24 protein-coding genes are annotated in these 26,651 nt (G+C 71.9%); 1 reads left to right on the top strand and 23 read right to left on the bottom strand.

Annotated elements, in window-relative coordinates:
* Window positions 1–3: 3 nt before the first annotated feature.
* From nusB to ACYVID_RS05890, 22 genes are all read right to left on the bottom strand, one after another.
* Window positions 4–414: a transcription antitermination factor NusB gene (nusB, locus tag ACYVID_RS05995; protein ID WP_300643298.1), complete on the bottom strand. Its 411-nt coding sequence runs from the start codon at window positions 412–414 to the stop codon at window positions 4–6.
* A 10-nt stretch (window positions 415–424) separates the two neighbouring features.
* Window positions 425–988 carry an elongation factor P gene (efp, locus tag ACYVID_RS05990; RefSeq protein WP_460735378.1) on the bottom strand — a complete coding sequence of 188 codons (564 nt, stop codon included), beginning with the start codon at window positions 986–988 and terminating at the stop codon, window positions 425–427.
* A 74-nt stretch (window positions 989–1,062) separates the two neighbouring features.
* Window positions 1,063–1,506 carry a type II 3-dehydroquinate dehydratase gene (locus ACYVID_RS05985; protein WP_460735376.1) on the bottom strand — a complete coding sequence of 148 codons (444 nt, stop codon included), beginning with the start codon at window positions 1,504–1,506 and terminating at the stop codon, window positions 1,063–1,065.
* A complete protein-coding gene (aroB, locus tag ACYVID_RS05980) occupies window positions 1,503–2,624 on the bottom strand; it encodes a 3-dehydroquinate synthase (protein WP_460735374.1) in 1,122 nt (373 codons plus the stop codon). The genes ACYVID_RS05985 and aroB overlap by 4 nt, the downstream gene beginning before the upstream one ends.
* On the bottom strand, window positions 2,617–3,096 hold the full coding sequence (locus tag ACYVID_RS05975) for a shikimate kinase (protein WP_460735500.1): 480 nt from the start codon (window positions 3,094–3,096) through the stop codon (window positions 2,617–2,619). Before ACYVID_RS05975 ends, aroB begins: the two co-directional genes overlap by 8 nt.
* A gap of 35 nt (window positions 3,097–3,131) precedes the next feature.
* Complete coding sequence (gene aroC / locus ACYVID_RS05970) at window positions 3,132–4,337, bottom strand: chorismate synthase (protein ID WP_460735372.1); 1,206 nt, start codon at window positions 4,335–4,337, stop codon at window positions 3,132–3,134.
* 41 nt (window positions 4,338–4,378) lie between these two features.
* Window positions 4,379–5,122, bottom strand: a complete 744-nt coding sequence (locus ACYVID_RS05965) for a prepilin peptidase (RefSeq protein ID WP_460735370.1) — start codon at window positions 5,120–5,122, stop codon at window positions 4,379–4,381.
* A complete protein-coding gene (locus ACYVID_RS05960) occupies window positions 5,119–5,976 on the bottom strand; it encodes a shikimate dehydrogenase (RefSeq protein WP_460735368.1) in 858 nt (285 codons plus the stop codon). The genes ACYVID_RS05965 and ACYVID_RS05960 overlap by 4 nt, the downstream gene beginning before the upstream one ends.
* A gap of 7 nt (window positions 5,977–5,983) precedes the next feature.
* The gene (gene mltG / locus ACYVID_RS05955; protein WP_460735366.1) at window positions 5,984–7,129 is read right to left on the bottom strand and encodes an endolytic transglycosylase MltG; all 1,146 of its coding nucleotides are present in this window, start codon (window positions 7,127–7,129) and stop codon (window positions 5,984–5,986) included.
* Complete coding sequence (gene ruvX / locus ACYVID_RS05950) at window positions 7,126–7,608, bottom strand: Holliday junction resolvase RuvX (protein WP_460735364.1); 483 nt, start codon at window positions 7,606–7,608, stop codon at window positions 7,126–7,128. The genes mltG and ruvX overlap by 4 nt, the downstream gene beginning before the upstream one ends.
* Before the next feature lie 5 nt (window positions 7,609–7,613).
* Entirely contained in the window at window positions 7,614–10,286 is a 2,673-nt protein-coding gene (gene alaS / locus ACYVID_RS05945) for an alanine--tRNA ligase (RefSeq protein ID WP_460735362.1), read from the bottom strand.
* The gene (locus tag ACYVID_RS05940; RefSeq protein ID WP_460735360.1) at window positions 10,286–10,564 is read right to left on the bottom strand and encodes a DUF6167 family protein; all 279 of its coding nucleotides are present in this window, start codon (window positions 10,562–10,564) and stop codon (window positions 10,286–10,288) included. The genes alaS and ACYVID_RS05940 overlap by 1 nt, the downstream gene beginning before the upstream one ends.
* Complete coding sequence (locus ACYVID_RS05935; protein WP_460735358.1) at window positions 10,561–11,064, bottom strand: hypothetical protein; 504 nt, start codon at window positions 11,062–11,064, stop codon at window positions 10,561–10,563. Before ACYVID_RS05935 ends, ACYVID_RS05940 begins: the two co-directional genes overlap by 4 nt.
* Window positions 11,065–11,075: 11 nt before the next feature.
* Entirely contained in the window at window positions 11,076–12,446 is a 1,371-nt protein-coding gene (locus tag ACYVID_RS05930; RefSeq protein WP_460735498.1) for a replication-associated recombination protein A, read from the bottom strand.
* Window positions 12,443–13,549, bottom strand: coding sequence for an ABC transporter ATP-binding protein (locus ACYVID_RS05925; protein ID WP_460735496.1), 1,107 nt, complete (start codon window positions 13,547–13,549; stop codon window positions 12,443–12,445). The genes ACYVID_RS05930 and ACYVID_RS05925 overlap by 4 nt, the downstream gene beginning before the upstream one ends.
* Before the next feature lie 184 nt (window positions 13,550–13,733).
* Window positions 13,734–14,786: an ABC transporter ATP-binding protein gene (locus ACYVID_RS05920; protein WP_460735356.1), complete on the bottom strand. Its 1,053-nt coding sequence runs from the start codon at window positions 14,784–14,786 to the stop codon at window positions 13,734–13,736.
* A complete protein-coding gene (locus ACYVID_RS05915) occupies window positions 14,783–15,790 on the bottom strand; it encodes an ABC transporter permease (protein WP_460735354.1) in 1,008 nt (335 codons plus the stop codon). Before ACYVID_RS05915 ends, ACYVID_RS05920 begins: the two co-directional genes overlap by 4 nt.
* Before the next feature lie 150 nt (window positions 15,791–15,940).
* Complete coding sequence (locus tag ACYVID_RS05910; RefSeq protein ID WP_460735352.1) at window positions 15,941–17,698, bottom strand: ABC transporter substrate-binding protein; 1,758 nt, start codon at window positions 17,696–17,698, stop codon at window positions 15,941–15,943.
* A 58-nt stretch (window positions 17,699–17,756) separates the two neighbouring features.
* Window positions 17,757–18,779: an ABC transporter permease gene (locus ACYVID_RS05905; protein ID WP_460735350.1), complete on the bottom strand. Its 1,023-nt coding sequence runs from the start codon at window positions 18,777–18,779 to the stop codon at window positions 17,757–17,759.
* Between the two features lie 179 nt (window positions 18,780–18,958).
* The gene (gene aspS / locus ACYVID_RS05900; RefSeq protein ID WP_460735348.1) at window positions 18,959–20,737 is read right to left on the bottom strand and encodes an aspartate--tRNA ligase; all 1,779 of its coding nucleotides are present in this window, start codon (window positions 20,735–20,737) and stop codon (window positions 18,959–18,961) included.
* A complete protein-coding gene (gene hisS / locus ACYVID_RS05895) occupies window positions 20,734–22,152 on the bottom strand; it encodes a histidine--tRNA ligase (protein ID WP_460735346.1) in 1,419 nt (472 codons plus the stop codon). Before hisS ends, aspS begins: the two co-directional genes overlap by 4 nt.
* Complete coding sequence (locus tag ACYVID_RS05890; RefSeq protein ID WP_460735344.1) at window positions 22,152–22,886, bottom strand: MBL fold metallo-hydrolase; 735 nt, start codon at window positions 22,884–22,886, stop codon at window positions 22,152–22,154. Before ACYVID_RS05890 ends, hisS begins: the two co-directional genes overlap by 1 nt.
* A gap of 128 nt (window positions 22,887–23,014) precedes the next feature.
* On the opposite strand from ACYVID_RS05890, the gene ACYVID_RS05885 reads away from it, so the two are divergent.
* Window positions 23,015–24,256 carry a DUF349 domain-containing protein gene (locus tag ACYVID_RS05885; protein ID WP_460735342.1) on the top strand — a complete coding sequence of 414 codons (1,242 nt, stop codon included), beginning with the start codon at window positions 23,015–23,017 and terminating at the stop codon, window positions 24,254–24,256.
* Between the two features lie 12 nt (window positions 24,257–24,268).
* On the opposite strand, the gene ACYVID_RS05880 is transcribed toward ACYVID_RS05885, so the two are convergent.
* A complete protein-coding gene (locus tag ACYVID_RS05880) occupies window positions 24,269–26,611 on the bottom strand; it encodes a RelA/SpoT family protein (protein ID WP_460735340.1) in 2,343 nt (780 codons plus the stop codon).
* Between the last annotated feature and the right edge of the window lie 40 nt (window positions 26,612–26,651).

The raw sequence follows: 26,651 nt of genomic DNA, 5'->3' as shown, positions 1-26,651 counted from the left end.
GCATCAGACCTCGAGGGTGGCCTTGTCCCGCAGGATCGCGCTCAGCAGGCCGCTGACGAAGGTCGGCGAGTCGTCGGTGGACAGCTCTCGCACCAGCTCGGTGGCCTCGGAGACCGCGACCTGGTCGGGCACGTCCTCGGCCCAGACCAGCTCGTAGACGCCGAGCCGCAGGACGTTGCGGTCCACGGTCGGCATCCGCTCCAGCGTCCAGTCCTTGGAGTACTGCGAGAGCAGCTCGTCGATCCGCGCCTGGTGGTCGGCGACGCCGCGCACCAGGACTCCGGTGTAGTCGTTCGTGGGGGCCGGGCCGTCGGTGGTCACGCGCTGGAGCGCCTCCACCGGCGACTCACCCCGCAGCTCGGCGGAGAACAGCACGTCCAGCGCCCGCTTGCGGGCCTTGGAACGGGCGGACACAGGCGGTGCCTCAGCCCTTCACGCGGCCGAGGTAGGACGAGTCGCGGGTGTCGACCTTGACCCGCTCCCCCTGGTTGATGAAGAGCGGCACCTGGATCTCGTGGCCGGTCTCGAGCGTGGCCGGCTTGGTGCGGCCGGTGGCGGAGTCGCCGGCGACGCCGGGCTCGGTGAAGGTGATCTCCATCTCGACCGACGGCGGCAGCTCGACGAAGAGCACGCGGCCCTCGTTGGTGGCCACGATGGCCTCGTTGTTCTCGAGCAGGAAGTTCGCGGCGTCACCGACGATCTCGGGCGCGACCTCGAGCTGCTCGTAGGAGCTGGTGTCCATGAAGACGTAGGACGTGCCGTCGTTGTAGAGGTACTGGTAGTTGCGCTTGTCGACGGTGGCGGTCTCGACCTTGGTGCCGGCGTTGAAGGTCTTGTCGACGGTCTTGTTGGACTCGACGTTCTTCAGCTTGGTGCGCACGAACGCAGGACCCTTGCCCGGCTTCACGTGCTGGAACTCCACCACGGCCCAGAGCTGACCGTCGAGGTTGAGGACCATGCCGTTCTTGAGGTCGTTCGTCGTTGCCATGTGCGCGCGTCAGCCTTTGCCAGTCAGAGGGGTGGAGCGAGAGTCGAGGGCGGCCCGGGGGCCAGCGCCGGAGTCTACGGGGCGAGGTGGCGCACGAGCACGTCGAGGGCCATCCGGTAACCCTCGATCCCGTGCCCTGCCACGACCTCGACCGCGTGCTCGGTCACCACCGAGTGGTGCCGGAACTCCTCCGGCCGGTCCTTGGGCTGCGAGATGTGCACCTCGACCAGCGGTGCGACCAGCTGGGCGCACGCGTCGAAGATCGCGTAGGAGTAGTGCGTCCACGCCGCAGCGTTGAGCACTACCGGGGTGGCCGAGTCGGCGGCCTCGTTCAGCCAGTCGAGCATCCGGCCCTCGTGGTTGGTCTGGCGCACCTGCACGTCCAGCCCACGCTCGCGGCCCCACCGCTCGCACAGCTCGACCAGCTCGTCGTGGGTCGTCGAGCCGTAGATCTCCGGCTGCCGGCGGCCCAGCCGCCCCAGGTTGGGCCCGTTGAGGACCAGCACCGGCGTGCTCATGCTCGCGCCACCATCGCGTCGTACGCCGCCCGCAGGTGCTCCTCGGCCGGCCCGGCCAGGACCCGCGGGTCGGCCAGGTCGTGCAGCACCACGAAGCGCAGCTGGTCGCCGCGCGACTTCTTGTCCACCGCCATCGCGGCCCGCAGCTCGTCGTACCCGGCTCCGGCGTAGCCCGTGGGCAGCCCCACGCGCCCGAAGGCCGAGGCGTGCCGCGCCGCGGTCGCCTCGTCCAGGACCCCGGCCAGGCGGGCCAGCTCGGCGACGAAGACCGCCCCGACCGAGACCGCCTCCCCGTGGCGCATGCGGTAGTCCTCGGCGCGCTCGATCGCGTGGCCCATGGTGTGGCCGTAGTTGAGGGCCTCCCTCCCAGGGTGACCCTCTCCGGCGGTGCCGGCGGTCTCCTTGAGGTCCCCGACCACCACGTCGATCTTGACCTGCACCGAGCGCTCCACCAGCTCGCGCAGCACGGGGCTGTCCGCGTCGAGCGTCGCCGGGTCGGTGGTCTCGACGAGCGTCAGGATCCGGGGGTCGGCGATGAAGCCGCACTTCACGACCTCGCCCATCCCCGCGACCAGGTCGGCACGGGGCAGCGTGCGCAGCAGCGACAGGTCGCACAGGACGCCGGCGGGCTCGTGGAAGGCGCCGACGAGGTTCTTGCCGGCAGCGGTGTTGACGCCGGTCTTGCCGCCCACCGCCGCGTCGACCATCGCCAGCAGCGTGGTGGGCACGTGCACGACCGGCACGCCCCGCAGCCAGCCGGCCGCCACCCAGCCGCCCAGGTCGGTGGTCGCGCCGCCGCCGAAGGTGACCACGGCGTCGGAGCGGGTGAACCCGGCCTCCCCCAGCCGGTCCCAGCAGGCCGCGGCAGTGGCGACGGTCTTGGCCGCCTCGCCGTCGGGGACGACCACCTCGGTCAGCCGGTACGCCGCGGAGAGCGCCTCGCGCACGGGCCCGGCCAGCTCGCGCAGCGTCTCGGGCACCACGAGGGCGACCCGGCTCGGGCCAGCGCCACCCTCGCCCAGCAACCCCGTGAGGCGCTCGGCGACGCCGTGGCCGACGACGACGTCGTACGGGCTGGCGCCGCCGACGTGCAGGACGGTGCTGTCGGGCTCAGGCACGGGCGGCCACCTCGTCGGCGACCTGGTCGGCCACCTCGTCGGGCGTCCGGCCGTCGGTGTCGACGGTGAACGTCGCGACGGAGGTGTAGACCGGCGTGCGCTCGTCCAGCAGTGCCTTGATGCGTCCCCGGACGTTGCCCATGAGCAGCGGCCGCGACGTGCCGAGCCCGACCCGCTTCACCGCGTCGGTGAGCCCGACGTTCAAGAAGACCACGGTGTGCCCGGCGAGCAGGTCGCGGGTGCCCGGGTCCAGCACCGCTCCCCCGCCCAGCGACAGCACCCCGTCGTGTTCGGCCAGGGCACGGGCCACCGCCTCGCGCTCGAGGGCGCGGAAGGCGGCCTCGCCGTCGTCGACGAAGATCTCGGAGATCTCCTTGCCCTGCGCGGCGACGATGTCGGCGTCGGTGTCACGGACCTGCACGCCCCAGCGGGCGGCGAGCAGCTCGCCGACGGTCGTCTTGCCGGCCCCCATCGGGCCGACCAGGACCACCCGCGGACCGGGGCCGCTCACCCGCGGTTCCAGGTGAGCTGCTCGGGAAGGGCGGCGAGGTAGGACTCGACGTTGCGGCGGGTCTCGCCGACCGAGTCGCCGCCGAACTTCTCCAGCACGGCGTCGGCCAGCACGAGCGCGACCATCGCCTCGGCGACGATGCCGGCGGCCGGGACGGCGCAGACGTCGGAGCGCTGGTGGTGGGCCACCGTCGCCTCGCCCGTCGCGACGTCGACGGTGCGCAGGGCGCGCGGGACGGTCGCGATCGGCTTCATCGCGGCCCGGACGCGCAGCACCTCGCCGGTGGTCATGCCACCCTCGGTGCCGCCCGAGCGGGCGGAGACGCGCCGGATGCCGCCCTCGGCAGGCACCATCTCGTCGTGCGCCAGCGAGCCCGGGGTCGCAGCCAGCTCGAAGCCGTCGCCGACCTCGACGCCCTTGATCGCCTGGATGCCCATGAGCGCGCCCGCCAGGCGGCTGTCGAGGCGACGGTCCCAGTGCACGTGCGAGCCCAGGCCCGGCGGGAGCCCGTGGACGACGACCTCCACGACACCGCCGAGGGTGTCGCCGTCCTTGTGGGCCTGGTCGATCCGCTCGACCATCGCCTGGGCGGTGTCGGGGTCGAGGCAGCGGACCGGGTCCTCGTCGAGCCGCGCGACGACCTCGGCGGAGGCCGACTCCGGCCAGGAGCCGCTGGGCGCGCGGACGCCACCGAGCTCGATGACGTGGGAGACGATGCCGATGTCGGCGACCTGCTGCAGGAAGTTGCTGGCGACCCGGCCCAGCGCCACCCGGGCCGCGGTCTCGCGGGCCGAGGCGCGCTCGAGGATCGGGCGGGCCTCGTCGAAGTCGTACTTCTGCATGCCGGCCAGGTCGGCGTGCCCGGGTCGCGGCCGGGTCAGCGGGGCGTTGCGGCCGGTGTCCTTGAGCAGCGAGGGGTCGACCGGGTCCGCGGACATCACGGTCTCCCACTTGGGCCACTCGGTGTTGCCGACGGTGATGGCGACCGGTCCGCCCTGGGTGCGGCCGTGCCGCACGCCGCCGGTGATGGTGACCTGGTCCTGCTCGAACTTCATCCGCGCGCCGCGGCCGTAGCCCAGGCGGCGCCGGGCCAGGGAGTCGGCGATGTCGTCGGAGGTGACCTCCACGTGGGCGGGGAGCCCCTCGAGGATCGCGACCAGGGACGGGCCGTGGGACTCGCCCGCGGTGAGCCAACGCAGCATGGGGCCAGTCTTCCACGCAGGCGGCAGCGCTCCCCTGCCGGTCAGGCGCCCGTGAGACTTCCCAGCAGCACCGGGCCCAGGCACAGCCCGACGAGCGCGCCCAGGACCATGAACGGACCGAACGGGTAGGCCACCCGCAGCAGGCCGCGGTCGCGGCGCACCAGCGCGAGCACGACCCCCGGCACCGCGAAGAGCAGGAACGGCGCGTAGACGCCGACCGCGAGCTCGGCCCAGCCCGCGTGGGCGAGCACCAGGCCGAGCAGCGCCGCCAGCCGGACGTCGCCGAAGCCCATGCCGGCCGAGTGCACGAACCACAGCACCCAGAAGAGCGAACGGGCCACCAGCAGCCCCAGCACCGCCCGCAGCGGGTCGTCTCGGTCGCCGGTGACGGCCCACTCCACGGCCACCACGAGCAGCAGCAGCCCGGTCGCGGGCAGCACCAGCCGCGACGGCAGCAGCCGGGTGTGCCAGTCGACGAACGCCAGGGCGACGCACACCGGGACGGCGAGCACCACGAGGGCCAGGGTCCACCCGGGGCCCACGACGCCGCCCGCCAGCGCGCCCGCGGCGAGCCCGGAGAGCACCGCGCCGGGCAGCAGGCCCGGGCGCGATCCGAGGGCGGCGTACGTCGGCTTGGGGGGCGCGCCCGGCTCGCCCTCCCCGCGATCGGGGTCCGGCGCCGGCTCCGGCAGCATCCGCACCACCCACGGGACGGCCAGCGACAGCAGGCCGCAGAGCAGGCCGCCCAGCAGGGCGCCCTCCCACACGGCGGGCAGGCTGCTCACCCGTGGCCCCGCGCCGCCAGTGCCGCCTCGCCGGCCGAGCGCAGGACCTCGACGGGCACGGTCCGGCCGGTGAACTGCTCGACCTGGAGAGCGGCCTGGTGGACGAGCAGGTCCAGGCCCGAGACGAGGGCGGTGCCACGGTCGAGCGCGGCCGCGGCCAGCGGCGTGGGCCACGGGTCGTAGACGGCCTCGAAGAGCAGCGCGGCGCCGCAGGCGGCCAGCAGTCCCGGGTCCTGGGCGCCGGCGGGGACCGTCGAGACGAGGACGTCGGCGGCCGGGACCCCGCCGTCCTGCCGGGTGGCCGCCGGCTCGAGCGCCCGCACGTCCGGCGCCGAGGCGTGCGCCGCGACCGTGCGCAGCGTCTCCGCGGCCCGGTCGGCCGAGCGCACCAGCAGCGTCACCTCACGGGCGCCGAGGTCGCACAGCGCGAGCCCGATCGAGGCCGCGGTGGCGCCGCCGCCCAGGACCAGGACCCGCCCCACCGGACCGTCGTGCCGCTCCCGCACCGCGGCCACGGCTCCCGGGAGGTCGGTGTTGTCGCCGCGCCACCCCCCGCCCTCGCGCACCAGCGTGTTCGCGCCGCCCGCGGACCAGGCGCGGCCCGAGACCTCCCAGCCCCGCTCGCCGGCCAGCGCGAGCAGCTCACGCTTGAGCGGCATCGTGAGCGAGAGACCGCGCCACTCCGGCCCGAGGCCGTCGAGGAAGTCCGGGAGCGTGCCGCCGGGCACCCGCACGGGGTCGTAGTGCCACCCCTCGAGCCCCAGCCAGGCGTACGCCGCCCGGTGCAGGGCCGGTGACAGCGAGTGCTCGACGGGGTCGCCGAGCACCGCGCACCGGGTGGTCGACGCGGTCACGGCCGGCTCAGCAGCGGTCGGACTGCGTGGCGCAGTACTCGTCCAGCTCGCCGCGGAAGGAGAGGAACTCGTCGTAGGACTCGGTGAACTTGGTCTCGCCGGTCTCGAGGTTCACCGTGACGTAGAACAGCCACGGGCCGTCCGCCGGGTTGGCGGCCGCGTCGATCGCCGCGTCGCCGGGCGCCTCGATCGGGCCGGGCGGGAGCCCCGGCTGGGTGTAGGTGTTGTACGGCGAGTCCGAGACCGACTCGATCTGGTCGGTGGTCAGCCGGGCGATGGGCTCCTTGCCGAGCGCGTAGTTGACCGCGGCGTCGATCTGGAGCAGGCCGTTGGTGACCCCGTTGTCGGGGTTCTCGACCCGGTTGTAGATCACCCGCGCGACCTTCGGCATGTCGTCGCCGCGGCCCTCGGCCTCGACCAGGCTGGCGATCGTCATCAGCTCGTGGGGGGTGTAGCCGAGCCGCTCGGCCGCCTCCTCCAGCCCGGCCTCGTCGGCGGCCTGGCGCCAGCGGTCGACCATCGCCGCGAGCATGTCGGCCGGCTTGGCCTTCGGGCCGAAGGCGTAGGTGGCCGGGAAGAGGTAGCCCTCGGCGTCGCCGCCGGCGTAGTCGGGCAGGCCGATCTTCGCGGGGTCGTCGAGGTGCTTCTGGAACTGCGCGGCGGAGAAGTCGGTGCCCTCGGCCAGCAGCGCGACGATCTGGTCGGTGTTGAGACCCTCGGGGATCGTGACGCTGCTGGTCACCAGGTTGGCCGGGTCCACGAGCACGTCGAAGGCGTCCTCGGAGGCCATCTCCTTCTTCAGCTCGTAGAAGCCGACCTGGATGCCGCCGGAGCCGGGGTTGGCATTGGCCGCGGCGATGCAGGCGTCCACGGACGCCACGACGTCCTGGTCCTTGAGGTTGCGGCAGATGATGGTGGAGCTGTCGCCGCTGGCAACCTCGAAGACGACCGAGCCGCGTCCGGGACCGGGGTAGTCCTCCGGGTCCTCGACCAGGTCGCGCAGCGCGGCGAGGCCGGCGTTGCCGGCCCACCACAGGCCCCCGGCGATGACGGCCAGGGCCACCAGCACCGCCAGGCACCCGGGCACCCGGCTGCGCTTGCGCCGGCGTCGTCCCTCCGGGACGAGCTCGTCGACGTGCTGGTCCTCGCTCATGACTGCGTCCCCTCGTCCGTCCTCGCCACGACCTCGCCGGGCGCAGCCCCCGAGGCGCGCTCGGTGTCGAGCGCGTGCTGCAGGATCACGACGGCCGCCGCCTGGTCGACGACCGCACGGCGCTTGGCGCCCTTGCGACCCTGGTCGCGGAGCATAGCCTCCGCCGAAACCGTGGAGAGCCGCTCGTCGACGAGCCGCACGGGCACGTCGAGCCGCTCGGCGAGGGACGCGGCGAACTCCCGGACCTTCGCCGCCGCAGGCCCCTCACCGCCGTGCAGCGAGCGCGGCAGCCCGACCACGACCTCGAGGACGGTGGTCTCCTCCGCCAGGTCGGCCACGATCCGGCGCAGCCGCGCCAGGTCGCCCTTGCCGCGGCGCACCGTCTCCACCGGCGTGGCCAGCATCCCCGAGGGGTCGCTGCGCGCCACGCCGATCCGGGCGTCGCCCGGGTCGACGCCCAGCCGGGTGCCGTGCCTCATGGGACTCAGGCCCCGACGACCTTGCCGACCTCGCCGGCCACGAGCGCCAGCGCCTCGTCGAGCCGCGAGGCGTCCGCGCCGCCGCCCTGCGCCACGTCGGCCTTGCCGCCGCCCTTGCCGCCCAGCAGCGGGGTGAGGGCGCGCACCAGGTCGCCGGCCGACAGGCCGCGCTCCTGGGCGAGCTCGTTGGTGGCCGCGACCAGCGCGACCTTGCCGTCCGAGACGCCCGCCACGACCACGACGCCGGGCTCGCCCTGGGGCAGCCGGCTGCGCACGTCGAGGGCCAGGGTGCGGACGTCGCCGCCGCCGGCGCCCTCGACCCGGTGCGCGACGACGAGGACCGGGCCCACCCGGGTGGCTCCGGCCGCGACCTCGGCGCCGGCACGCAGCAGCTGCTGCACGCGCACCTGCTCGATCTCCTTCTCCGCGGCCCGCAGCCGGGATACGAGGTCCGAGACCCGCTCGGGCAGCTCCTCCGGACGCGCCTTGAGGGTCTCGGAGAGCTGGTTGACCAGGGTGTGCTCCCGGGCCAGGAACCGGTAGGCGTCGCTGCCGACCAGCGCCTCGACCCGACGTACGCCGGAGCCGATGGACGACTCGCCCAGCAGCTTGATGACGCCCAGCTTGCCGGAGCTGGCGGTGTGGGTGCCGCCGCACAGCTCGCGGGCCCAGTCACCCACCGAGACGACGCGCACGGTGTCGCCGTACTTCTCGCCGAACAAGGCCATCGCGCCGGACCTCACGGCCTCGGCCTGGGACATGTACTCCGCGTGCACGGCGAGGTCGTCGAGGACGACGTCGTTGACCCGCGCCTCCACGTCGGCCATCACCGAGGCCGGGACCGCGCCGGTGGCGGAGAAGTCGAAGCGGAACCGGCCGGGGGCGTTCTCCGACCCGGCCTGGGTGGCGGTCTCCCCCAGCGCCTCGCGGAAGGCCTTGTGCACCATGTGCGTGGCGGTGTGGGCGCGGCTGATGGCGGTGCGGCGGGCCAGGTCGACGTGCGACTGCGCGGCCACCCCGCTGCTGACCTCGCCCTCGAGCACCCGGGCGCGGTGGACGACCAGCCCGGTGATCGGCGACTGGACGTCGAGCACCTCGACCCGGGCGCCGTTGGCCAGCTCGATGACGCCGGTGTCGGCCAGCTGGCCGCCGCCCTCGGCGTAGAACGGGGTGCGGTCCAGGACCAGCTCGACCTCCTGGCCGGCGCCGGCGACCGGCACGACGGCGCCGTCGGCGACCAGTCCGCGCACGACGCCCTCGGTGGTGGTCTCGGTGTAGCCGGTGAAGTCGACGGCCGCGCCGAGGGAGTCGGCGACCTCGCGGTAGGCACCGGTGTTGGTGTGCGCGCCCTTCTTGGCCTTGGCGTCGGCCTTGGCCCGCTCGCGCTGCTCGCCCATGAGCCGGCGGAAGCCGTCCTCGTCGACGGCCAGCCCCTGCTCGGAGGCCATCTCGAGGGTCAGGTCGATCGGGAAGCCGTAGGTGTCGTGCAGCGCGAAGGCGCGCTCGCCGGAGAGCACCGAGCCGCCGGACTTCTTCACCTCGCCCGCGGCGACGTCGAAGATCTGGGTGCCGGCCTTCAGCGTCGAGCGGAACGCGTCCTCCTCGGCGTAGGCGACCGTGGAGATCCGGTCCCAGTCGCGGTGCAGGTCGGCGTAGGTCTCGCCCATCTTGTCGCGGCTGACGGGGTAGAGCTCGGGCAGCGCCGGGTCCTCGTAGCCGAGCAGGCGCACCGAGCGGATGGCGCGGCGCATGAGCCGGCGCAGGACGTAGCCGCGGCCCTCGTTGCCCGGGGTCACGCCGTCACCGATGAGCATCATCGAAGAGCGCACGTGGTCGGCGACCACGCGGAAGCGGACGTCGTCCTCGGGGTTCGTGCCGTAGCGCTTGCCCGTGAGCTGCTCGGCCTTCTCGATCACGGGGTACATCACGTCGATCTCGTACATGTTGTCCTTGCCCTGCAGCAGGAAGGCGACCCGCTCCAGGCCCATGCCCGTGTCGATGTTCTTCTTCGGCAGCGAGCCGGCGATGTCGAAGTCCTCCTTGGACCGCACCGCGGACAGCTCGTCCTGCATGAAGACGAGGTTCCAGAACTCCAGGTAGCGGTCCTCGGCCGAGAAGTCGCCGTCGGGCCCGTACGCCGGGCCGCGGTCGATCAGCAGCTCCGAGCACGGCCCGCCGGGCCCGGGGACGCCCATGGACCAGTAGTTCTCCTTGGGACCCAGACGGGCGATCCGGTCGTCGGGCAGGCCGGTGACCTTCTTCCACAGCGCCAGCGCCTCGTCGTCGCCGTCGAGGATCGAGGGGTAGAGCAGGCCCTCGTCGAAGCCCCACCCGCCGTCGGCGACCGGCTTGGTGACCAGCTCCCAGGCCAGCTCGATGGCCCGCTCCTTGAAGTAGTCGCCGAAGGAGAAGTTGCCGCACATCTCGAAGAACGTGCCGTGGCGCGAGGTCTTGCCGACGTCCTCGATGTCGGGGGTGCGCACGCACTTCTGCACGCTGGTGGCCCGGGTGTAGGGCGGGGTCTCCTGGCCCAGGAAGTAGGGCTTGAAGGGCACCATCCCGGCGGGCACGAAGAGCAGGTTGGGGTCGTCGGCGAGCAGCGAGGCCGACGGCACCACGGTGTGTCCGGCCGCCTCGAAGTGCGCGAGGAAGTTGCGGCGGATCGCGGCGGTGTCCATCAGGGGGTGCCTCTCTGCTGTCGGGGGGCGAGCTCGGGTGTGTCCGGGGGGCTGCTGATCTGCGGGGGCGAGGGTGCTCGGAGCCGGGCGCGCACCGCGTCCTCGGCCTCGGCGCGTCCCTGGGCGACCTCGTCGCGGAAGAGCCGCGCGCCCACGGCCAGGGCGCCGAGCCGGTCGTGGAGGCCGTCGTAGGTCAGCACCTCGGCCGCGCGCCGGCCACGCACCATCGCGTAGATCCCGGCGCCGGCCCCGGCTGCGAACCAGAGCCCGCGGCTCATGCGGCTGCTCGCTCGCGGTCGTGCAGGTCGCGGCGCGCCGCGCGCAGGTCGGCGCGGCGCTGCTTGCGCGCCCGCTTGACCTCGCGCCGCATCTCGAAGCGGATCCGGTGCCTGGTCTCCGGGCTCAGCGCCCGGCGCAGGCCGGCCGCGAGGGTGGCGGCCTGCACGACGCTCTCCCGCAGCACCAGGTCGGCGAAGACCGGAGCGGGCACGACGGGCGCCGCCGCTGCAGCCTCGGGCTCCTCGCCCAGGTGCGTGATGACGTACTCGCGGTCCGCGGCCACGGTCGCGGCGGGGACCCCCGGAGCGGCCGTCTCCTGCGCGGCGAGGCGCTCCTCGAGCTCGGCGACACGACCCACCAGCGCATCGGCCTCGTGCCGGACGCGCACCAGCGCGCGTCGGGTCGCGGCCACCAGGAGCACCAGGACCAGCACCGCGAGCAGGACGCCGGCGACCAGCGCGACGACGGCCCAGGCGGGGGCGGTCCACTGCTGGTTCATGGGGCCTGACCCTACCTGCCGCGGATCCGGCGGCGGACCCGCTCCCAGCGCTCCCGGATGGCGCTCTCGGCGCCGATGTCCTTGGGCTGGTAGTAGGTCGCGTCGGCGACGACGTCGGGGGCGTACTGCTGGGCGGCGATGCCGAAGGGCTCGTCGTGGCTGTAGGTGTAGCTCGCCCCGTGCCCGAGCTTCTTGGCCCCGCCGTAGTGGGCGTCGCGCAGGTGCGCGGGCACCGGTCCGATCTTGCCTGCGCGCACGTCGGCGGTCGCGGCCGCCAGCGCGGTGGTGACGGCGTTGGACTTCGGGGCCATGGCCAGGGCGATCGTCGCGTGCGCGAGGTTGAGGCCGGCCTCGGGCATCCCGATGAGCTGCACGGCCTGGGCGGCGGCCACCGCGAGCGGCAGCGCCGCGGGGTCGGCCAGCCCGACGTCCTCGCTGGCCAGGATGACCAGCCGTCGGGCGATGAAGCGCGGGTCCTCGCCGGCCTCGACCATCCGCGCCAGGTAGTGCAGCGCAGCATCGGCGTCCGAGCCGCGCACGGACTTGATGAAGGCGCTCGTGACGTCGTAGTGCTGGTCGCCCTGGCGGTCGTAGCGCACGGCGGCCTGGTCGACCGCCGTCTCCGCGGTCGCCAGGTCGATCACCTCGCTCCCCCGGCCCGTGGCCGCGCCCGCCGCGGCCTCGAGGTAGGTCAGGGAGCGACGCGCGTCGCCCCCGGACAGCCGCACCAGGTGGTCGGCCGCGTCCTCGGTCAGGGTGAAGCGACCGGCCAGGCCGCGCTCGTCGACCAGCGCCTGGTCCAGCACCCGGCGTACGTCGTCGTCGGTGAGCGACTCTAGGCGCAGCAGCAGGCTGCGCGAGAGCAGCGGGGAGATCACGGAGAAGAAGGGGTTCTCCGTGGTCGCGGCCACGAGCGTCACCCACCGGTTCTCGACCCCGGGCAGCAGGGCGTCCTGCTGGGCCTTGGAGAAGCGGTGCACCTCGTCGACGAAGAGCACCGTCTCGCGGCCGCCGCGCACCAGCTCGCTGCGGGCCGACTCGATGGCCGCCCGCACCTCCTTGACCCCGGCGGAGACCGCGGAGACCTCCACGAAGCGCCGGTCGGTCCGGCCGCTCACGATCGAGGCGATGGTGGTCTTGCCGGTGCCGGGCGGGCCCCACAGCAGCAGCGACAGCGAGCGCTGGTCCTCGATCAGCTGGCGCAGCGGGGAGCCCGGTTCACGCAGCTGCGGCTGCCCGACCAGCTCGTCCAGCGTCCGCGGTCGCATCCGCACGGCGAGCGGTGCCGAGGCGGTCGTGTTGGCCGCCAGGCTCCCGGACGCAGCGGAGCCGCCCCCGGCCGGGTGACCGGGGGCGGCGAAGAGCGCGTCGTCGTCGCTCAGGCCGAGACCATCTGCTGCGAGTCGAGGTCGAACCACTCCTTGTCGTAGCCGGGGTTGGTCCCGACCGGCTGCGGGGTGGTGCCCGGGTCGGGGCTGCCCTGCTTGTCCACGCCCAGCAGCCCGGCGGTCACCGGAGTGGCGGGGTGCCGACCGATCTCACCGGCGAAGTGGCAGGCGACCTTGTGCCGGGGGCCGATCTGCAGCAGCGGCGGCTCGACCTTGGCGCAGATCTCCTGGGCCAGCGGGCACCGGGTGCGGAACCGGCAGCCCGAGGGCGGGTTGATCGGGCTCGGGACGTCGCCCTCGAGCCGGATCCGCTCCCGGCGACCGTGACCTGCGGACTTGATGTCCGGCACGGCCGAGAGCAGCGCCTGGGTGTACGGGTGGTGCGCGTGGCCGTAGATGCTGTCGCGGTCGGCGATCTCCACGATCTTGCCGAGGTACATCACCGCCACCTCGGGGCAGAAGTGCCGCACGACGGCCAGGTCGTGGGCGATGAAGAGGAAGGCGATGTCGAACTCGGCCTGCAGCTCCTGGAGCAGGTTGATGACCTGCGCCTGGATCGACACGTCGAGGGCCGAGACCGGCTCGTCCGCGACCAGCAGCTTGGGGTTCAGGGTCAGGGCCCGGGCGATGCCGATGCGCTGGCGCTGCCCGCCCGAGAACTCGTTGGGGTAGCGGTTGTAGTGCTCGGGGTTGAGACCCACGATCTCCAGGAGCTCCTGGACACGCGGCAGCACCTTGTTCTTCGGGACGACCTTGTGCACCTCCAGCGGGGCGCCGATGATCGCGCCGACGGTGTGCCGCGGGTTCAGCGAGGTGTAGGGGTCCTGGAAGATCATCTGCACGTCGCGCCGGATCGGCTTGAGCTCGCGGTTGGACATCGTCGCGAGGTCGACCTGCTTCTCACCGAAGCGCATCGAGCCGGCCGTGGGGGTGTAGAGGCGGGTGATGAGGCGACCGGTGGTGGACTTGCCGCAGCCGGACTCCCCCACCAGGCCCAGCGAGCCGCCGCGCGGCACCTGGAAGGAGATGCCGTCGACGGCCTGGACGTGGCCGATCGTGCGGCGCACCAGGCCTGAGGACTTGACCGGGAACCACATCTTGAGGTCCTCGACCGTGAGCACCGGCTCGACGTCGGTGCGCAGCTGCGCGGCCGCGTGGCCGGAGTCGGCCAGGTCGGCGAAGGAGCGCCGCTGCTCCCGGTTGTCAGCCGAGAGCTCCTCGCCCTCGGCGACCGCCGGGTTCTCGGGGTGCTGGGGAGGGTGGTTGACGTCGGTCATCTTCTCAGCTCTCCTCGAGCAGGTCGGGCGCGATGACCGGCAGCACCTCGGTCTCGAAGACCGTCGCCGGGTCGCTCAGGTGGCAGCGCGTGAGGTGTCCGGGCCCGCCGGGGCCAGGCTCCAGCCGGGGCAGCGCCGTCGAGCACAGGTTGCCCTGCACCTTGTCGCTGTGGGCACACCGGGGGTGGAACGCGCAGCCCGAGGGCGGGTCCAGCAGGCTCGGCGGGTTCCCCGGGATCGGCACCAGCTTCGCGGCGGTGTCGCCCGCGACGTCGGGCACGCTGGAGAGCAGTCCCCACGTGTAGGGCATGAGCGGCCGCGTGAGCACCTCCTTGGCGGGGCCGTGCTCGACGCCGCGACCGCCGTACATCACGAGGATGTCGTCGGCCATCTCGGCGATCACCCCGAGGTCGTGGGTGATGATGATGACCGCGGAGTCGAACTCGCGCTGCAGGTCCTGGAGCAGGTCGAGGATCTGCGCCTGCACGGTCACGTCGAGGGCCGTGGTCGGCTCGTCGGCGATCAACAGCTTGGGGTCGTTGATCAGACCCATCGCGATCATGGCCCGCTGACGCATGCCGCCGGAGAACTGGTGCGGGAAGTCGTCCACGCGGCGGTCCGGCTGCGGGATCCCCACCCGGTCCAGCATCTCGACGGCCTTGCGCCGGGCGTCGCGCTTGCTGGCGGAGGGGTGGTGCACGAGGTAGGCCTCGGCGAGCTGGGAACCGACCTTGTAGAAGGGGTGCAGCGCAGCCAGGGCGTCCTGGAAGATCATCGCGACCTCGCGGCCGCGCAGCTTGCGCAGCTTGGACTCCCCGAGCCCGACGACCTCCTGGCCACCGACCTTGATCGATCCGGTGATCCGCGCCGTGCGGGTGTCGTGCAGTCCCAGGACCGCCATGGACGACACCGACTTGCCCGAGCCGGACTCCCCCACGATGCCCAGGGTGCGACCCTGCTCGACGGAGTAGCTGAGCTCGGTGACGGCGTTGACGAGGCCGTCCTCGGTGGGGAACTTGACCGTCAGGTCCTCGACGACGAGGAACGGCTCGGTCACGACAGCCTCACTCTCGGGTCGAGGACGCTGTACAGCAGGTCCACGACCAGGTTGGACACGATCAGGGCGATGGCAGCGAAGAGCGCGGTGGCCTGGACGATCGGCAGGTCCTTCTGACCCACCGCGTTGAGGGCCCACAGCCCGATGCCGTTGATGTCGAAGATCTTCTCGGTGAAGATCGTGCCGGCCAGCAGGGTGCCGAAGTCGATGCCGAAGATCGTCACGACCGGCACGAGGGCCGCGCGGAGCGCGTGCTTGTAGACCACGGTGCGCTGCGGCAGGCCCTTGGCCTTCGCGGTGCGGACGTAGTCCTCGCTCAGCGCCTCGACCATGGCGCCGCGGGAGTAGCGGGTGTAGGCGGTGCAGCCGAAGACACCCAGGCAGATCCAGGCGAGCGCGAGCCCACCGAACCACTCGGCTGGGTTCTCCGACAGTGGTGTGTAGCCGGGTTGGCCCACGAACGGCAGCTCGTAGAGCACCGCGAAGTAGAGGAAGACCAGCAGCGCGAACAGGTAGTACGGGATCGAGCTGATGACGAGGAACCCGGAGACCAGGGTCTTGTCGGCCACCGTGCCTCTGCGTTTGGAGGCGGCCACGCCGATCGGCACCCCCAGGAGGAGGTAGAGGCTGGCGCCGCCGACGGCGATCGAGACGGTGGCCGGGATGCGGCTCTGCATGTCCTCCCAGACCGGCTTGCCGGTGCTGTAGGACAGACCGAGGCAGGGGGCCTCGCAGCGGGTGGTCTGCCCGGCCACGGTGATGTCGCGACCGGTGACGATGCCGCCGACGTAGTTGCCGAACTCCGAGGCCCAGGGGTTGTTGTAGCCCAGCTCCTCGGTGAAGACCTCGAGCTTCGCCGGGCTGCAGCGGTTGCTGGTCTTGCTGTCGCACATCGCGCGGGCGGGCTCGGAGGGGCCGTACCAGAACAGCAGGAAGATCGACAGGGACACCAGGGTCAGGACGACGAGGCCGGCCAGCAGCCTCTTGACGATGTAGGCGAACATCTCTCTTCCCTCGGGTACGGGACGGGTGGGGCCCCGCGGGGAAGGACCCCCGGGGAACGAGTCCCCGGGGGTCCCCCCGCGTGGGGTGGACACTCACCGACCGGTCGGTCAGTCAGCATCCGGAACCTGCGTGGTGCGAGCGCTGGGCGCTCAGGGCATCACGAAGAGGTTCTTGTAGTTCGGCGCACCCAGGGCCTCGTCGCCCGAGGGGTTGCCGATCTTGGAGCCGAACGCGAACAGCTGGTTGTAGTACGCGGTCGGGACGGCCGGGAAGAACTCCGTCTGGATCTGCTCGTCGATCGCGCCCCACTCGGCGGCCTGGTCCTCGATCGGCAGCTCCGCGACACCGGCGATGCGCTCGTCGATGGTGTCCTCGGCGAACTCACCCACGTTGTAGGTGGCGCCACCGCGGAACAGCGCGGGGATGAAGGTCGAGCCCGAGGGCCAGTCGGAGCACCAGGCGACCGCACGGACGTTCAGGCTCTTGTTGAGCTTGTCGTCGGGGTTGAGGTAGGTCGAGTACGGCGACTCCTGGACCGGGGTCGACTTGACCGTGAAGCCGGCCTCCTCGTAGGCCTTGACGACGACCTCGTTGGCCGCGACCGCGAGCGGGTCGGGCTCGTAGTAGATCATGTCGATCGTCGGCGGGGTCTCCGACTCCGCGAGCAGCTCCTTGGCCTTCTCGATGTCGAAGGTGAACTGCTCACCGTCGACGAAGTAGTCCGGCTTGCCGGCCATGCCCGGGGGCATGATCGAGTTCGCCGGGACACGGGTCACGCCGGGCACCTGGCCGCCGGCCTGCCACGCGTCCTCGTAGGGGTAGGCGTAGGCGAGGGCCTTGCGGAAGGCGAGGTCGGTCTTGCCGTACACCGGGTAGATGAACGAGGTGCACTGCGTCGACTGCTGGACCAGGCGGTCACCCAGGGTCTCCAGGGCGTCCTGGTAGCTGGCGGCCGACAGGTCGGTCGACAGCGCGGTCTGCGACTCGGTGTTGTCCGACAGCATGATCTGGTCGGTCTGGTCCGGGTCGGCGTTGAACTTGAAGATGAACTTGTCGGCGTACTGGTGGCGCGCCGGGTCCGACTCGGGGTCCCACTGGTCGTTCTTCACCAGGACGAGCTCGTCCTGCGGGGTGAAGGACTCCACCTTGTAGGGGCCGTTGGACATGATGTTCTGGCCGTAGGCCGGCGGCTGGGAGGTCTTGCCCAGCGGGGCCGGGCCCATCGCCATGAAGGCGCCCCAGTAGTCCATGTCCGGGAAGGGCTTGGACATGTTGATGGTGACGGTGTTGGCGTCGTTGTCGAACTCCACACCCTCCCACTCGGTCCAGTCGGTGTCCTTGTCGGTGTAGGGACCCTCGAACTCGTCCGCACCGGCGAAGAACTGCGTGGAGTACTCGGTGCCCGGACCACCCGGGAACGCGGTGGAGTCCATGGAGCGCGCGATGCCGAAGGCGACCTCCTCGGCCGTGATCGGCGAGCCGTCCTCCCACGTGGCGTTATCGCGCAGCTGGAAGGTCCACTGCGTGAAGTCCTCGTTGGGGGTGCCCAGGTCGACCGCGAGGTCCGGCACGAGGGTGGCGTTGCCGTCCTCGTCGACGCGGTACTGGGTCAGCGAGCGGCTGGTCAGCGCCTGCTGGATCGAGTTGCCGGTGACGGACCACCCGTTGGTCGGGTCGAGGTCGTCCGGGCCGTAGTCACCGGGGAGGAACACCGTGATGGTGCCTCCGGCCTCGGCGCCCTCGAGCTCCGGGGCGGGGCCCTCGGCGTCGGGGTCCTTGTCGGCGCCCGCGTCGGTCTCCCGGAAGTCACCGGTCTCGGTGTCCGAGGGGCCGTCACCGGAACCACAGGCCGCGAGAGCCATGAGCGAGGCAACGGCGAGCGCTGCCAGCGGCTTGGTCCGTCTCATTGACGTTTCCTTTCTGGTGCGTACCCGGGAAGGGGCCCGGGTGACGTGTGGTGGCCGCTCAGCGGCGGGTCTTGGGGTCGAGCGCGTCACGCAGCGCGTCCCCCAGGAGGTTGAGCGCCAGCACGATCGCCACGATGGCGATCAGCGGCTGGTAGAGGTAGAGCGGGTAGTTGTCGAAGAACCCGATCCCCTGGTTGAGCGTCTGGCCCCAGGAGGGGCGCGTGGTCACGCCGATACCGAGGAACGCCAGCCCGGCCTCGGCTGCCACGAACGCGGGCAGCATCAGCGAGGAGGCGACCACGATCGGGGCGACCAGGTTGGGCAGCAGCTCCTTGAGCAGCAGGCGGCGCGTGGGCATGCCCATCACCCGGGCCGCCTGCACGAACTCGCGCTCGCGCAGCGAGAGCACCTCGCCGCGGATCAGTCGGGCCACCGACATCCAGCCGAACCCGGCCAGGACACCGATCAGCGCGATGACCTGGATCGTCGGGTAGTTGTCGCTGTCGCGGAAGCGCTCGTTGATGATCGGGGCGATCGTCAACGCGGCCAGGATGAAGGGGAGCGTGAGGAAGAAGTCGGTGACGAAGCCGATGACCCGGTCCACGACGCCTCCGAGGAAGCCGCCCAGCAGACCCAGGGTCACGCCCAGGAGCATGGCGACGATCGTGGCGGTCGTCGCGATCTGCAGCGAGTTCTGCGCCCCCTGCAGCCAGAAGGCGAGGTTGTCGGTCGCCGTGCGCGGCGCGATCCCGAAGGGGTGGTCCATCGTGAAGCCGCCGTAGGGCGGGCCGAACTCGGCACGCGGGGTGCCGTCGAGGTTGAGGAACTGCGAGGGGTAGGCGGTGTCGGTGGTGACCCCGAACGCCTTCTGCAGCGGGCCCGCGAAGATCGCGATCAGCACGAAGAAGAGGACGACCGCCAGGCAGACGATGGCGATCTTGTCGCGGAGCAGACGCCCCAGCGCGATCCGCATCGGGGACTTGCCCGTGATGGTCCTGGCCTTGCTGCTGCCAGGGTCCTCGCCCTTCGGCTCCTCGCTCAGGTGCCCCAGGGTCTCGGGGCCGGCGGTCTGTGCCGACATGCTCTCCCCATCGTTCCGAGCAGCCGAGGGTCTCCCGGCCGTGCGCTGTGCGCCGTCGTGGACTCTATGTGCTCCCCCACGGCAGGACGATCACTCAGCGGTAACGATCCGGACACGGGGACGGCGGCGCCGCAACCGGTTTCCACCGGTCGGGACGCCGCCGTCGATCAGCGCGTGCATCAGGCCTGCGGCGCGAGTTCCTCCGTCGGACGGGCGTCCACACCGGCTTCCTTGCGCTGCTCGGGGCTGATCGGCGCCGGCGCGGCCGTCAGCGGGTCGTACCCGCCACCGGACTTCGGGAAGGCGATGACGTCGCGGATCGACTCGGCCCGCCCGAGGATCGCGCAGATGCGGTCCATGCCCACCGCGATGCCGCCGTGCGGGGGCGCGCCGTGCTTGAAGGCGTCGAGCAGGAAGCCGAACTTCTCCTGCGCCTCCTCGGGTCCGATGCCCATGACCTCGAAGACCCGCTTCTGCACGTCCTCGCGGTGGATCCGGATCGAGCCGCCGCCGAGCTCGCTGCCGTTGCAGACGATGTCGTAGGCGTAGGCCAGCGCCGGACCGGGGTCGGTGTCGAAGGTGTCGAGGAACTCCTCCTTCGGGCTGGTGAACGCGTGGTGCACGGCCGTCCAGGCTCCTCCACCCACGGCGACGTCACCGCTGGCGACGGCCTCGGAGGCGGGCTCGAACAGCGGGGCGTCGACCACCCACGTGAAGGCGTACGCCGACTCGTCGATGAGCCCGCACCGGCGACCGATCTCCAGGCGGGCGGCACCGAGCAGCGCGCGGCTCGACCGGGTCGGACCGGCGGCGAAGAAGACGCAGTCGCCCGGTGCGGCCCCGACGTGGGCGGCCAGGCCGGCCTTCTCCTCCTCGGAGAGGTTCTTGGCGACCGGTCCCCCGAGCTCACCGTCCTCCTGCACCAGCACGTAGGCCAGGCCCTTGGCGCCACGCTGCTTGGCCCACTCCTGCCAGGCGTCCAGCTGCTTGCGCGGCTGCGAGGCGCCACCGGGCATGACCACGGCACCGACGTACTCGGCCTGGAAGACCCGGAACGGGGTGTCCTCGAAGTAGTCGGTGCACTCGACCAGCTCCTGGCCCATGCGCAGGTCGGGCTTGTCGGAACCGAAGCGGCGCATGGCCTCGGCGTAGGTGATGCGCGGGATCGGGCGCGGGACCTCGTGGCCCTCCAGGGCCCACATCTCCGCGATGACCTCCTCCATCAGGGCGATGACGTCGTCCTGGTCCACGAAGCTCATCTCGATGTCGAGCTGGGTGAACTCCGGCTGCCGGTCGGCGCGGAAGTCCTCGTCGCGGTAGCAGCGGGCGATCTGGTAGTACCGCTCCAGGCCTCCGACCATCAGCAGCTGCTTGAACAGCTGCGGGCTCTGGGGCAGGGCGTACCAGCTGCCGGGGTGCAGGCGCGCGGGCACGAGGAAGTCGCGGGCGCCCTCGGGGGTGGAACGGGTCAGGGTCGGGGTCTCGACCTCGACGAAGGCGTGCCGGTCGAGCACGTCGCGCGCGGCCTTGTTGATCCGGCTGCGCAGCCGGATGAGCCGGGCCGGCTCGCTGCGGCGCAGGTCGAGGTACCGGTGCTTGAGCCGCACCTCCTCGCCCACGTCGACGTGGTCGCTGATCGGGAACGGCAGCGGCGCGGAGGCGCTCAGCACCTCGACCTCGGTGGCCACGACCTCGACGGCACCGGTGGCCAGGTTGGGGTTCTCGTTGCCCTCCTTGCGGGCCACGACCTCGCCGACGACCTTGAGGCAGTACTCCGAGCGCAGCTGGTGGGCGACCTCCTCGTCGCGGACGACGACCTGGACGACCCCGGAGGCCTCGCGCAGGTCCAGGAACGCCACCCCGCCGTGATCGCGCCGGTTGGCCACCCACCCGGCGAGGGTCACGGTCTGGCCGACGTGCTCGGGGCGGAGGGCCCCGGCGTCATGGGTGCGGATCACTGCTTCTCCTTGACATGGTTGGTCGAGCCGACCGCGTCGGTCGGGCTCGTCGAGACCACCTGCGGTCGCAGGTCCTCGGTCGGGGGTGCCCAGGCGGCGGGGTCGGCCTCCACCTGCTCACCGGTGCGGATGTCCTTGACCTGGCCCGGGCCCTCGGCCTGTGGGAACCAGACGTACGGGATGCCCCGGCGCTCGGCGTAGCGGATCTGCTTGCCGAACTTGGCGGCGCTCGGCGCCACCTCGCAGGGGATGCCGCGGGCGCGCAGGGCCGCGGCCACGGCCTCGCTGTCCGGGCGCGACTCCTCGTCGGTGAGGGCGACCAGCACGGCGCTGGGCACCTTGCGATCGGCGGCCAGGCCCGTGCGGGCGACGAGGGGGACGAGCACGCGGCTCACGCCGAGGGAGATCCCGACCCCGGGGTAGGTCGTGCGCCCGTCGCTCGCGAGGGAGTCGTAGCGCCCCCCCGAGCAGATCGAGCCGAGCGACTCGTAGCCGTCGAGCCGGGTCTCGAAGACGGTGCCGGTGTAGTAGTCGAGCCCGCGGGCGATGGAGAGGTCGGCGAGGACGCGCACCTGCTCGGAGGTGAGGTCGGCGACCGAGCGGACCAGCGTGGCGAGCTCGTCGAGGCCCTCGTCGAGCAGCGGGTGCTCGACACCGAGCTCGCGGACCCGGGCGACGAAGCCGTCCTCACCGTCGGCGTGCTCGGCGCGGATCGTGGCCAGGGCGAGCACCCGGTCGGCGGTCGGCGCGTCGATCGCGGCCTCGGTGAGCAGCAGCGCGTGCACCTTCTCCACCGGGAGCTTGTCGAGCTTGTCGACCAGGCGCATGACCTCGTCGGTCTGGTGGCCCTCGGCGACGCCGAGCCCGGCGTAGAAGCCCTGGATCAGCTTGCGGTTGTTGACCTGGAGCCGGAAGCCGGGGAGACCGAGGGTGGCCGGGTCGCTGAGCCGGCGCAACGCGTCCACCATGACCCGCGTGACCTCCACGTCGTGGTGGAAGGGCAGGTCGTCACGGCCGACGACGTCGATGTCGGCCTGGGTGAACTCGCGGTAGCGGCCGTCCTGGGGGCGCTCGCCGCGCCAGACCTTCTGCACCTGGTAGCGCCGGAACGGGAACTCCAGCTTGCCGGCGTTCTCGAGGACGTAGCGGGCGAAGGGCACCGTGAGGTCGAAGTGCAGACCGATGCCGGAGTGGCCCTCGGCGGACTCCTCGTGCAGGCGACGCAGGAGGTAGACCTCCTTGGACGTGTCGCCCTTGCGCAGCAGCTGGTCGATGGGCTCGACGGCACGGGTCTCGATGCCGACGAAGCCGTGCAGCTCGAAGGTGGTGCGCAGCACGTCGATGACCTGCTGCTCGACCAGGCGCTGCTCGGGCAGCAGCTCGGGGAACCCGCTGAGCGGGGTGGGCCTGGCCATCACAGCCCTCGCGTCACGGGGCTGGTGCCACCGGCACCGTCGCCGTCGAGCAGGTCGAGCAGGTAGGGGTTCGTGGCGCGCTCGCGGCCGATCGACGTCTGCTCGCCGTGGCCGGGCAGCACGACGACGTCGTCGGCCAGAGGCAGCACCTTGGTCGCCAGGCTCCGCAGCATCGTCGGGTGGTCACCGCCGGGCAGGTCGGTGCGTCCGATCGAGCCCGCGAAGAGCAGGTCGCCGGAGAACATCACCTCCGACACCTCGCTCGAGGGCTGCCCACCCGGGAGGTAGGGGGTGCGGAAGGTGACCGACCCCTCCGTGTGGCCCGGGGCGTGATCGACGGTGAACCGCACGCCGGCCAGCTCGAGCTCCTGGAGGTCGGCCAGCTCGCGGACGTCGTCGGGCTCGGCCCACTCGTAGGAGCCGCCGAGCAGCATCTGGGTGGTCTCGCGCGACATGCCGGCCATCGGGTCGCTGAGCAGGTGCCGGTCCGCGGGGTGGATCCAGGCGGTGGCGTCGTACGAGCCGGCCACGGGGGCCACACACCACATGTGGTCCACGTGGCCGTGGGTCACCAGCACCGAGACCGGCTTGAGCCGGTGCTCGCGCACCACCTCGGCGACGCCGGAGGCGGCGTCCTTGCCCGGGTCGACGACGACGCACTCCTGGCCCGGTCCGGTGGCCACGACGTAGCAGTTGGTGCCCCAGGGGCCTGCGGGGAAGCCTGCGATCAGCACCGGCCCACCCTAGCGACGAGGGTGGGCCGGGCCGAACCGAGATCGATGGGTCGTCCCGGCCCGGCCAGGTGGGGACGGCTCGGTAGCATGACCGCGCTGCCGCACCCGACACCGAAGAGGAACTCCCAGTGACGAGCCATGAGTGGGGCCGAGTCGCCGATGACGGCACGGTCTTCGTGAGGACCGCCGACGGCGAGCGGTCCGTGGGGCAGTACCCCGAGGGCACCCCCGAGGAGGCCCTCGCCTTCTACACCGAGCGCTTCGCCGCCCTCGCCTTCGAGGTCGAGCTGCTCGACAAGCGCATCCGCTCCGGGGTGATGTCCCCGGAGGAAGCGGCCGAGTCCGTCAAGACCGTCTCCGCGCAGGTGGACGGCGCCAACGCGGTGGGCGACCTGGCCGGTCTGCTGGCCCGGCTGGAGGCACTGGCCCCCGTCATCGAGACCCAGCGCGAGGCCAAGCGCGCCGAGAAGGCCCAGAAGCAGGCCGAGGCCCGCGAGGCCAAGGAGAAGGTCGTCGCCGAGGCCGAGAAGATCGCCGAGGGCTCGGACTGGCGCGGTGGTGCCAACCGGCTGCGCGACCTGCTGGAGCAGTGGAAGAAGATCCCGCGCATCGACCGCGCCGGGGACGACGCGCTGTGGCGCCGCTTCTCCTCCGCCCGCACCACCTACACCCGCCGACGCAAGGCGCACTTCGCCGAGGTCAACGAGAAGCGCGAGGGAGCGCGGGCGGTCAAGGAGCGCCTGGTCAAGGAGGCCGAGGAGCTCGCCGGCTCGACCGAGTGGGGCCCGACCGCGGGTCGCTACCGCGACCTGATGCAGCAGTGGAAGGCCGCAGGCCCGGCGCCCAAGGACGTCGACGACGCCCTGTGGAAGCGCTTCCGGGGCGCGCAGGACGCCTTCTTCGGCGCCCGCGACGCCGAGAACGCCAAGCTCGACGAGGAGTTCGCGGCGAACGCCGAGGTCAAGGAGGCACTGCTGGTCGAGGCCGAGGCGCTGCTGCCCGCCCTGCAGTCCGGCGAGGCGGACCTGGACGCGGTGAAGAAGGCCTTCCGCGACATCTCCGAGCGCTGGGACGCCGCCGGCAAGGTCCCGCGGGCCCGGATCAAGGAGCTCGACGGTCGGATCCGGGTGGTCGAGAACGCCATCCGCGACCTGGAGCAGGAGCAGTGGCGGCGCTCGGACCCCGAGAAGTCCGCCCGCGCCGACGGCATGGTCGCCCAGCTGCGCTCGGCCATCGAGAAGGTCGAGGCCGACCTGGAGAAGGCCCGCGCCGCCGGCAACGACCGCAAGGTCGCCGAGCTGGAGGAGAACCTCGCCTCCCGCCGGGCCTTCCTCGAGACCGCCCAGCGGGCCAGCGCCGAGTACTCCTGACCTGCTCCTCGATCAGCCCGTCACCCGGTAGGCGTCGAAGACGCCCGGGACGTTGCGCACCGCACGCAGGACGTTGTCGAGGTGCTTGGTCTCGGCCATCTCGAAGGTGAAGCGGGTCTTCGCCACGCGGTCGCGCGTGGTCGAGAGGTTCGCCGACAGGATGTTCACGTGGGCGTCCGAGAGCGCCATCGTGATGTCGGAGAGCAGCCGGGCCCGGTCCAGCGCCTCGACCTGGATGTTGACCAGGAACGTGGAGGACTCGGTCGGCGCCCACTCGACCTCGAGCAGCTTCTCGGGTCGCGCCTCGAGGTCCGAGGCGTTGGTGCAGTCGCGTCGGTGCACCGAGACACCCCCGCCCTTGGTCACGAAGCCCAGGATCGGGTCGGGCGGCACCGGGGTGCAGCACTTGGCCAGCTTCACCCACAGGTCGGAGGCGCCCTTGACCACAACACCCGCGTCGCCGTGCGCCGTGCTGCGCCGCGAGCGGCGCCCGGTGATCGTGACGGCCTCGGCGAGGTCCTCCTCGGCTCCGCCGGTGCCGCCGTGCAGGTCGATGACGTGCTTGACGACCGCCTGCGCCGACAGGTTGCTCTCCCCCACCGCGGCGTAGAGCGCCGAGACGTCGCCGAGCTTGAAGTGCTCGGCGACCAGCGTGAGCGAGTCGTGGGTGAGCAGCCGCTTGAGCGGCAGTCCCTCCTTGCGCATGAGCTTGGCGATCTGCTCCTTGCCCTGCTCGATCGACTCCTCGCGCCGCTCCTTGGTGAACCACTGGCGGATCTTGGAGCGGGCGCGGTTGGACTTCACGAAACCGAGCCAGTCCCGCGAGGGGGCGGCGGTCGGGGACTTGGAGGTGAACACCTCCACCACGTCGCCGTTGTCGAGGGTCGACTCCAGCGGCACCAGGCGCCCGTTGACCCGGGCACCGATGGTGCGGTGGCCGACCTCGGTGTGCACGGCGTACGCGAAGTCGACCGGGGTGGAGCCCGAGGGCAGGGCGATGACGTCTCCACGCGGGGTGAAGACGTAGGTCTCGGCCCGGTTGATCTCGAAGCGCAGGGACTCCAGGAACTCCCCCGGGTCCTCGACCTCGTTCTGCCAGTCCAGCAGCTGCCGGACCCACGTCATGTCCTGGGTGTCCTCGGCGCGCTTCTCGGTGTCGACGCCGTTGCGGCCGTCCTCCTTGTACTTCCAGTGGGCCGCGACGCCGTACTCCGCGCGACGGTGCATCGCAAAGGTGCGGATCTGCATCTCCACGGCTTTGCCCTGAGGGCCGATCACCGTGGTGTGCAGCGACTGGTACATGTTGAACTTCGGCATCGCGACGTAGTCCTTGAACCGGCCGAGGACCGGGTTCCACCGCGAGTGCAGCACGCCGAGCACGGCGTAGCAGTCGCGGTCGTCGTCGACGAGGACCCGGATGCCGACCAGGTCGTAGATGTCGGAGAACTCGCGACCGCCCAGGATCATCTTCTGGTAGATCGAGTAGTAGTGCTTCGGTCGCCCGGTGACCTTGGCCTTGATCCGGGCCTCGCGCAGGTCGTTCTCGACCTGGCTGATCACCTCGGCCATGAACTGGTCGCGCGAGGGGGCGCGCTCGGCGACCATCCGCACGATCTCGTCGTAGATCTTGGGGTGCAGCGTGGCGAACGCGAGGTCCTCCAGCTCCCACTTGATGGTGTTCATGCCCAGCCGGTGCGCCAGCGGGGCGTAGATGTCGAGGGTCTCGCGGGCCGTGCGCTCCTGACTCTTCTGCGGCACGAACCGCAGCGTGCGCATGTTGTGCAGCCGGTCGGCCAGCTTGATGACGAGCACCCGGATGTCGCGCGACATCGCGACGATCATCTTGCGGATCGTCTCGGCCTGCGCGGAGTCGCCGTAGACGACCTTGTCGAGCTTGGTCACCCCGTCGACCAGGCGCGCGACCTCGTCACCGAAGTCCTCGGTGAGCTGCTCGAGGGTGTACGGCGTGTCCTCGACCGTGTCGTGCAGCAGCGCCGCGACCAGGACCGGCTCGGTCATGCCGATGCCCGCCAGGATCGTCGTGACCGCCAGCGGGTGCGTGATGTAGGGGTCGCCGCTCTTGCGCATCTGCGTGGCGTGCAGCTCCTCCGCCGTGGAGTAGGCGCGCTCGAGGAGGGCCAGGTCGGCCTTGGGGTGGTTGGCCCGGACGGCGCGGAAGAGCGGCTCGAGCACCGGGTTGTGGGTCTGGGTACGCGTGCCCATGCGGGCCAGCCGGGCCCGCACGCTGCGGGCGGAGGTGGTCGTCGACTCCCCGCTGCGCTCGGCCGAGGCAGCCCGGTCGGGGCGTCGGGGCGGGACCCTGGGACCCGACGTGGACGTGCGCTCCTCCGACATGGGAGCAGTCTAGGAGCAGGGGCGTCCGAGCCGTCGTCGC

Source organism: Nocardioides ginkgobilobae (genome assembly GCF_054781275.1).
Note: the sequence above shows the minus strand (reverse complement) of the source record. Positions and strands in the feature narration are given on the sequence as shown.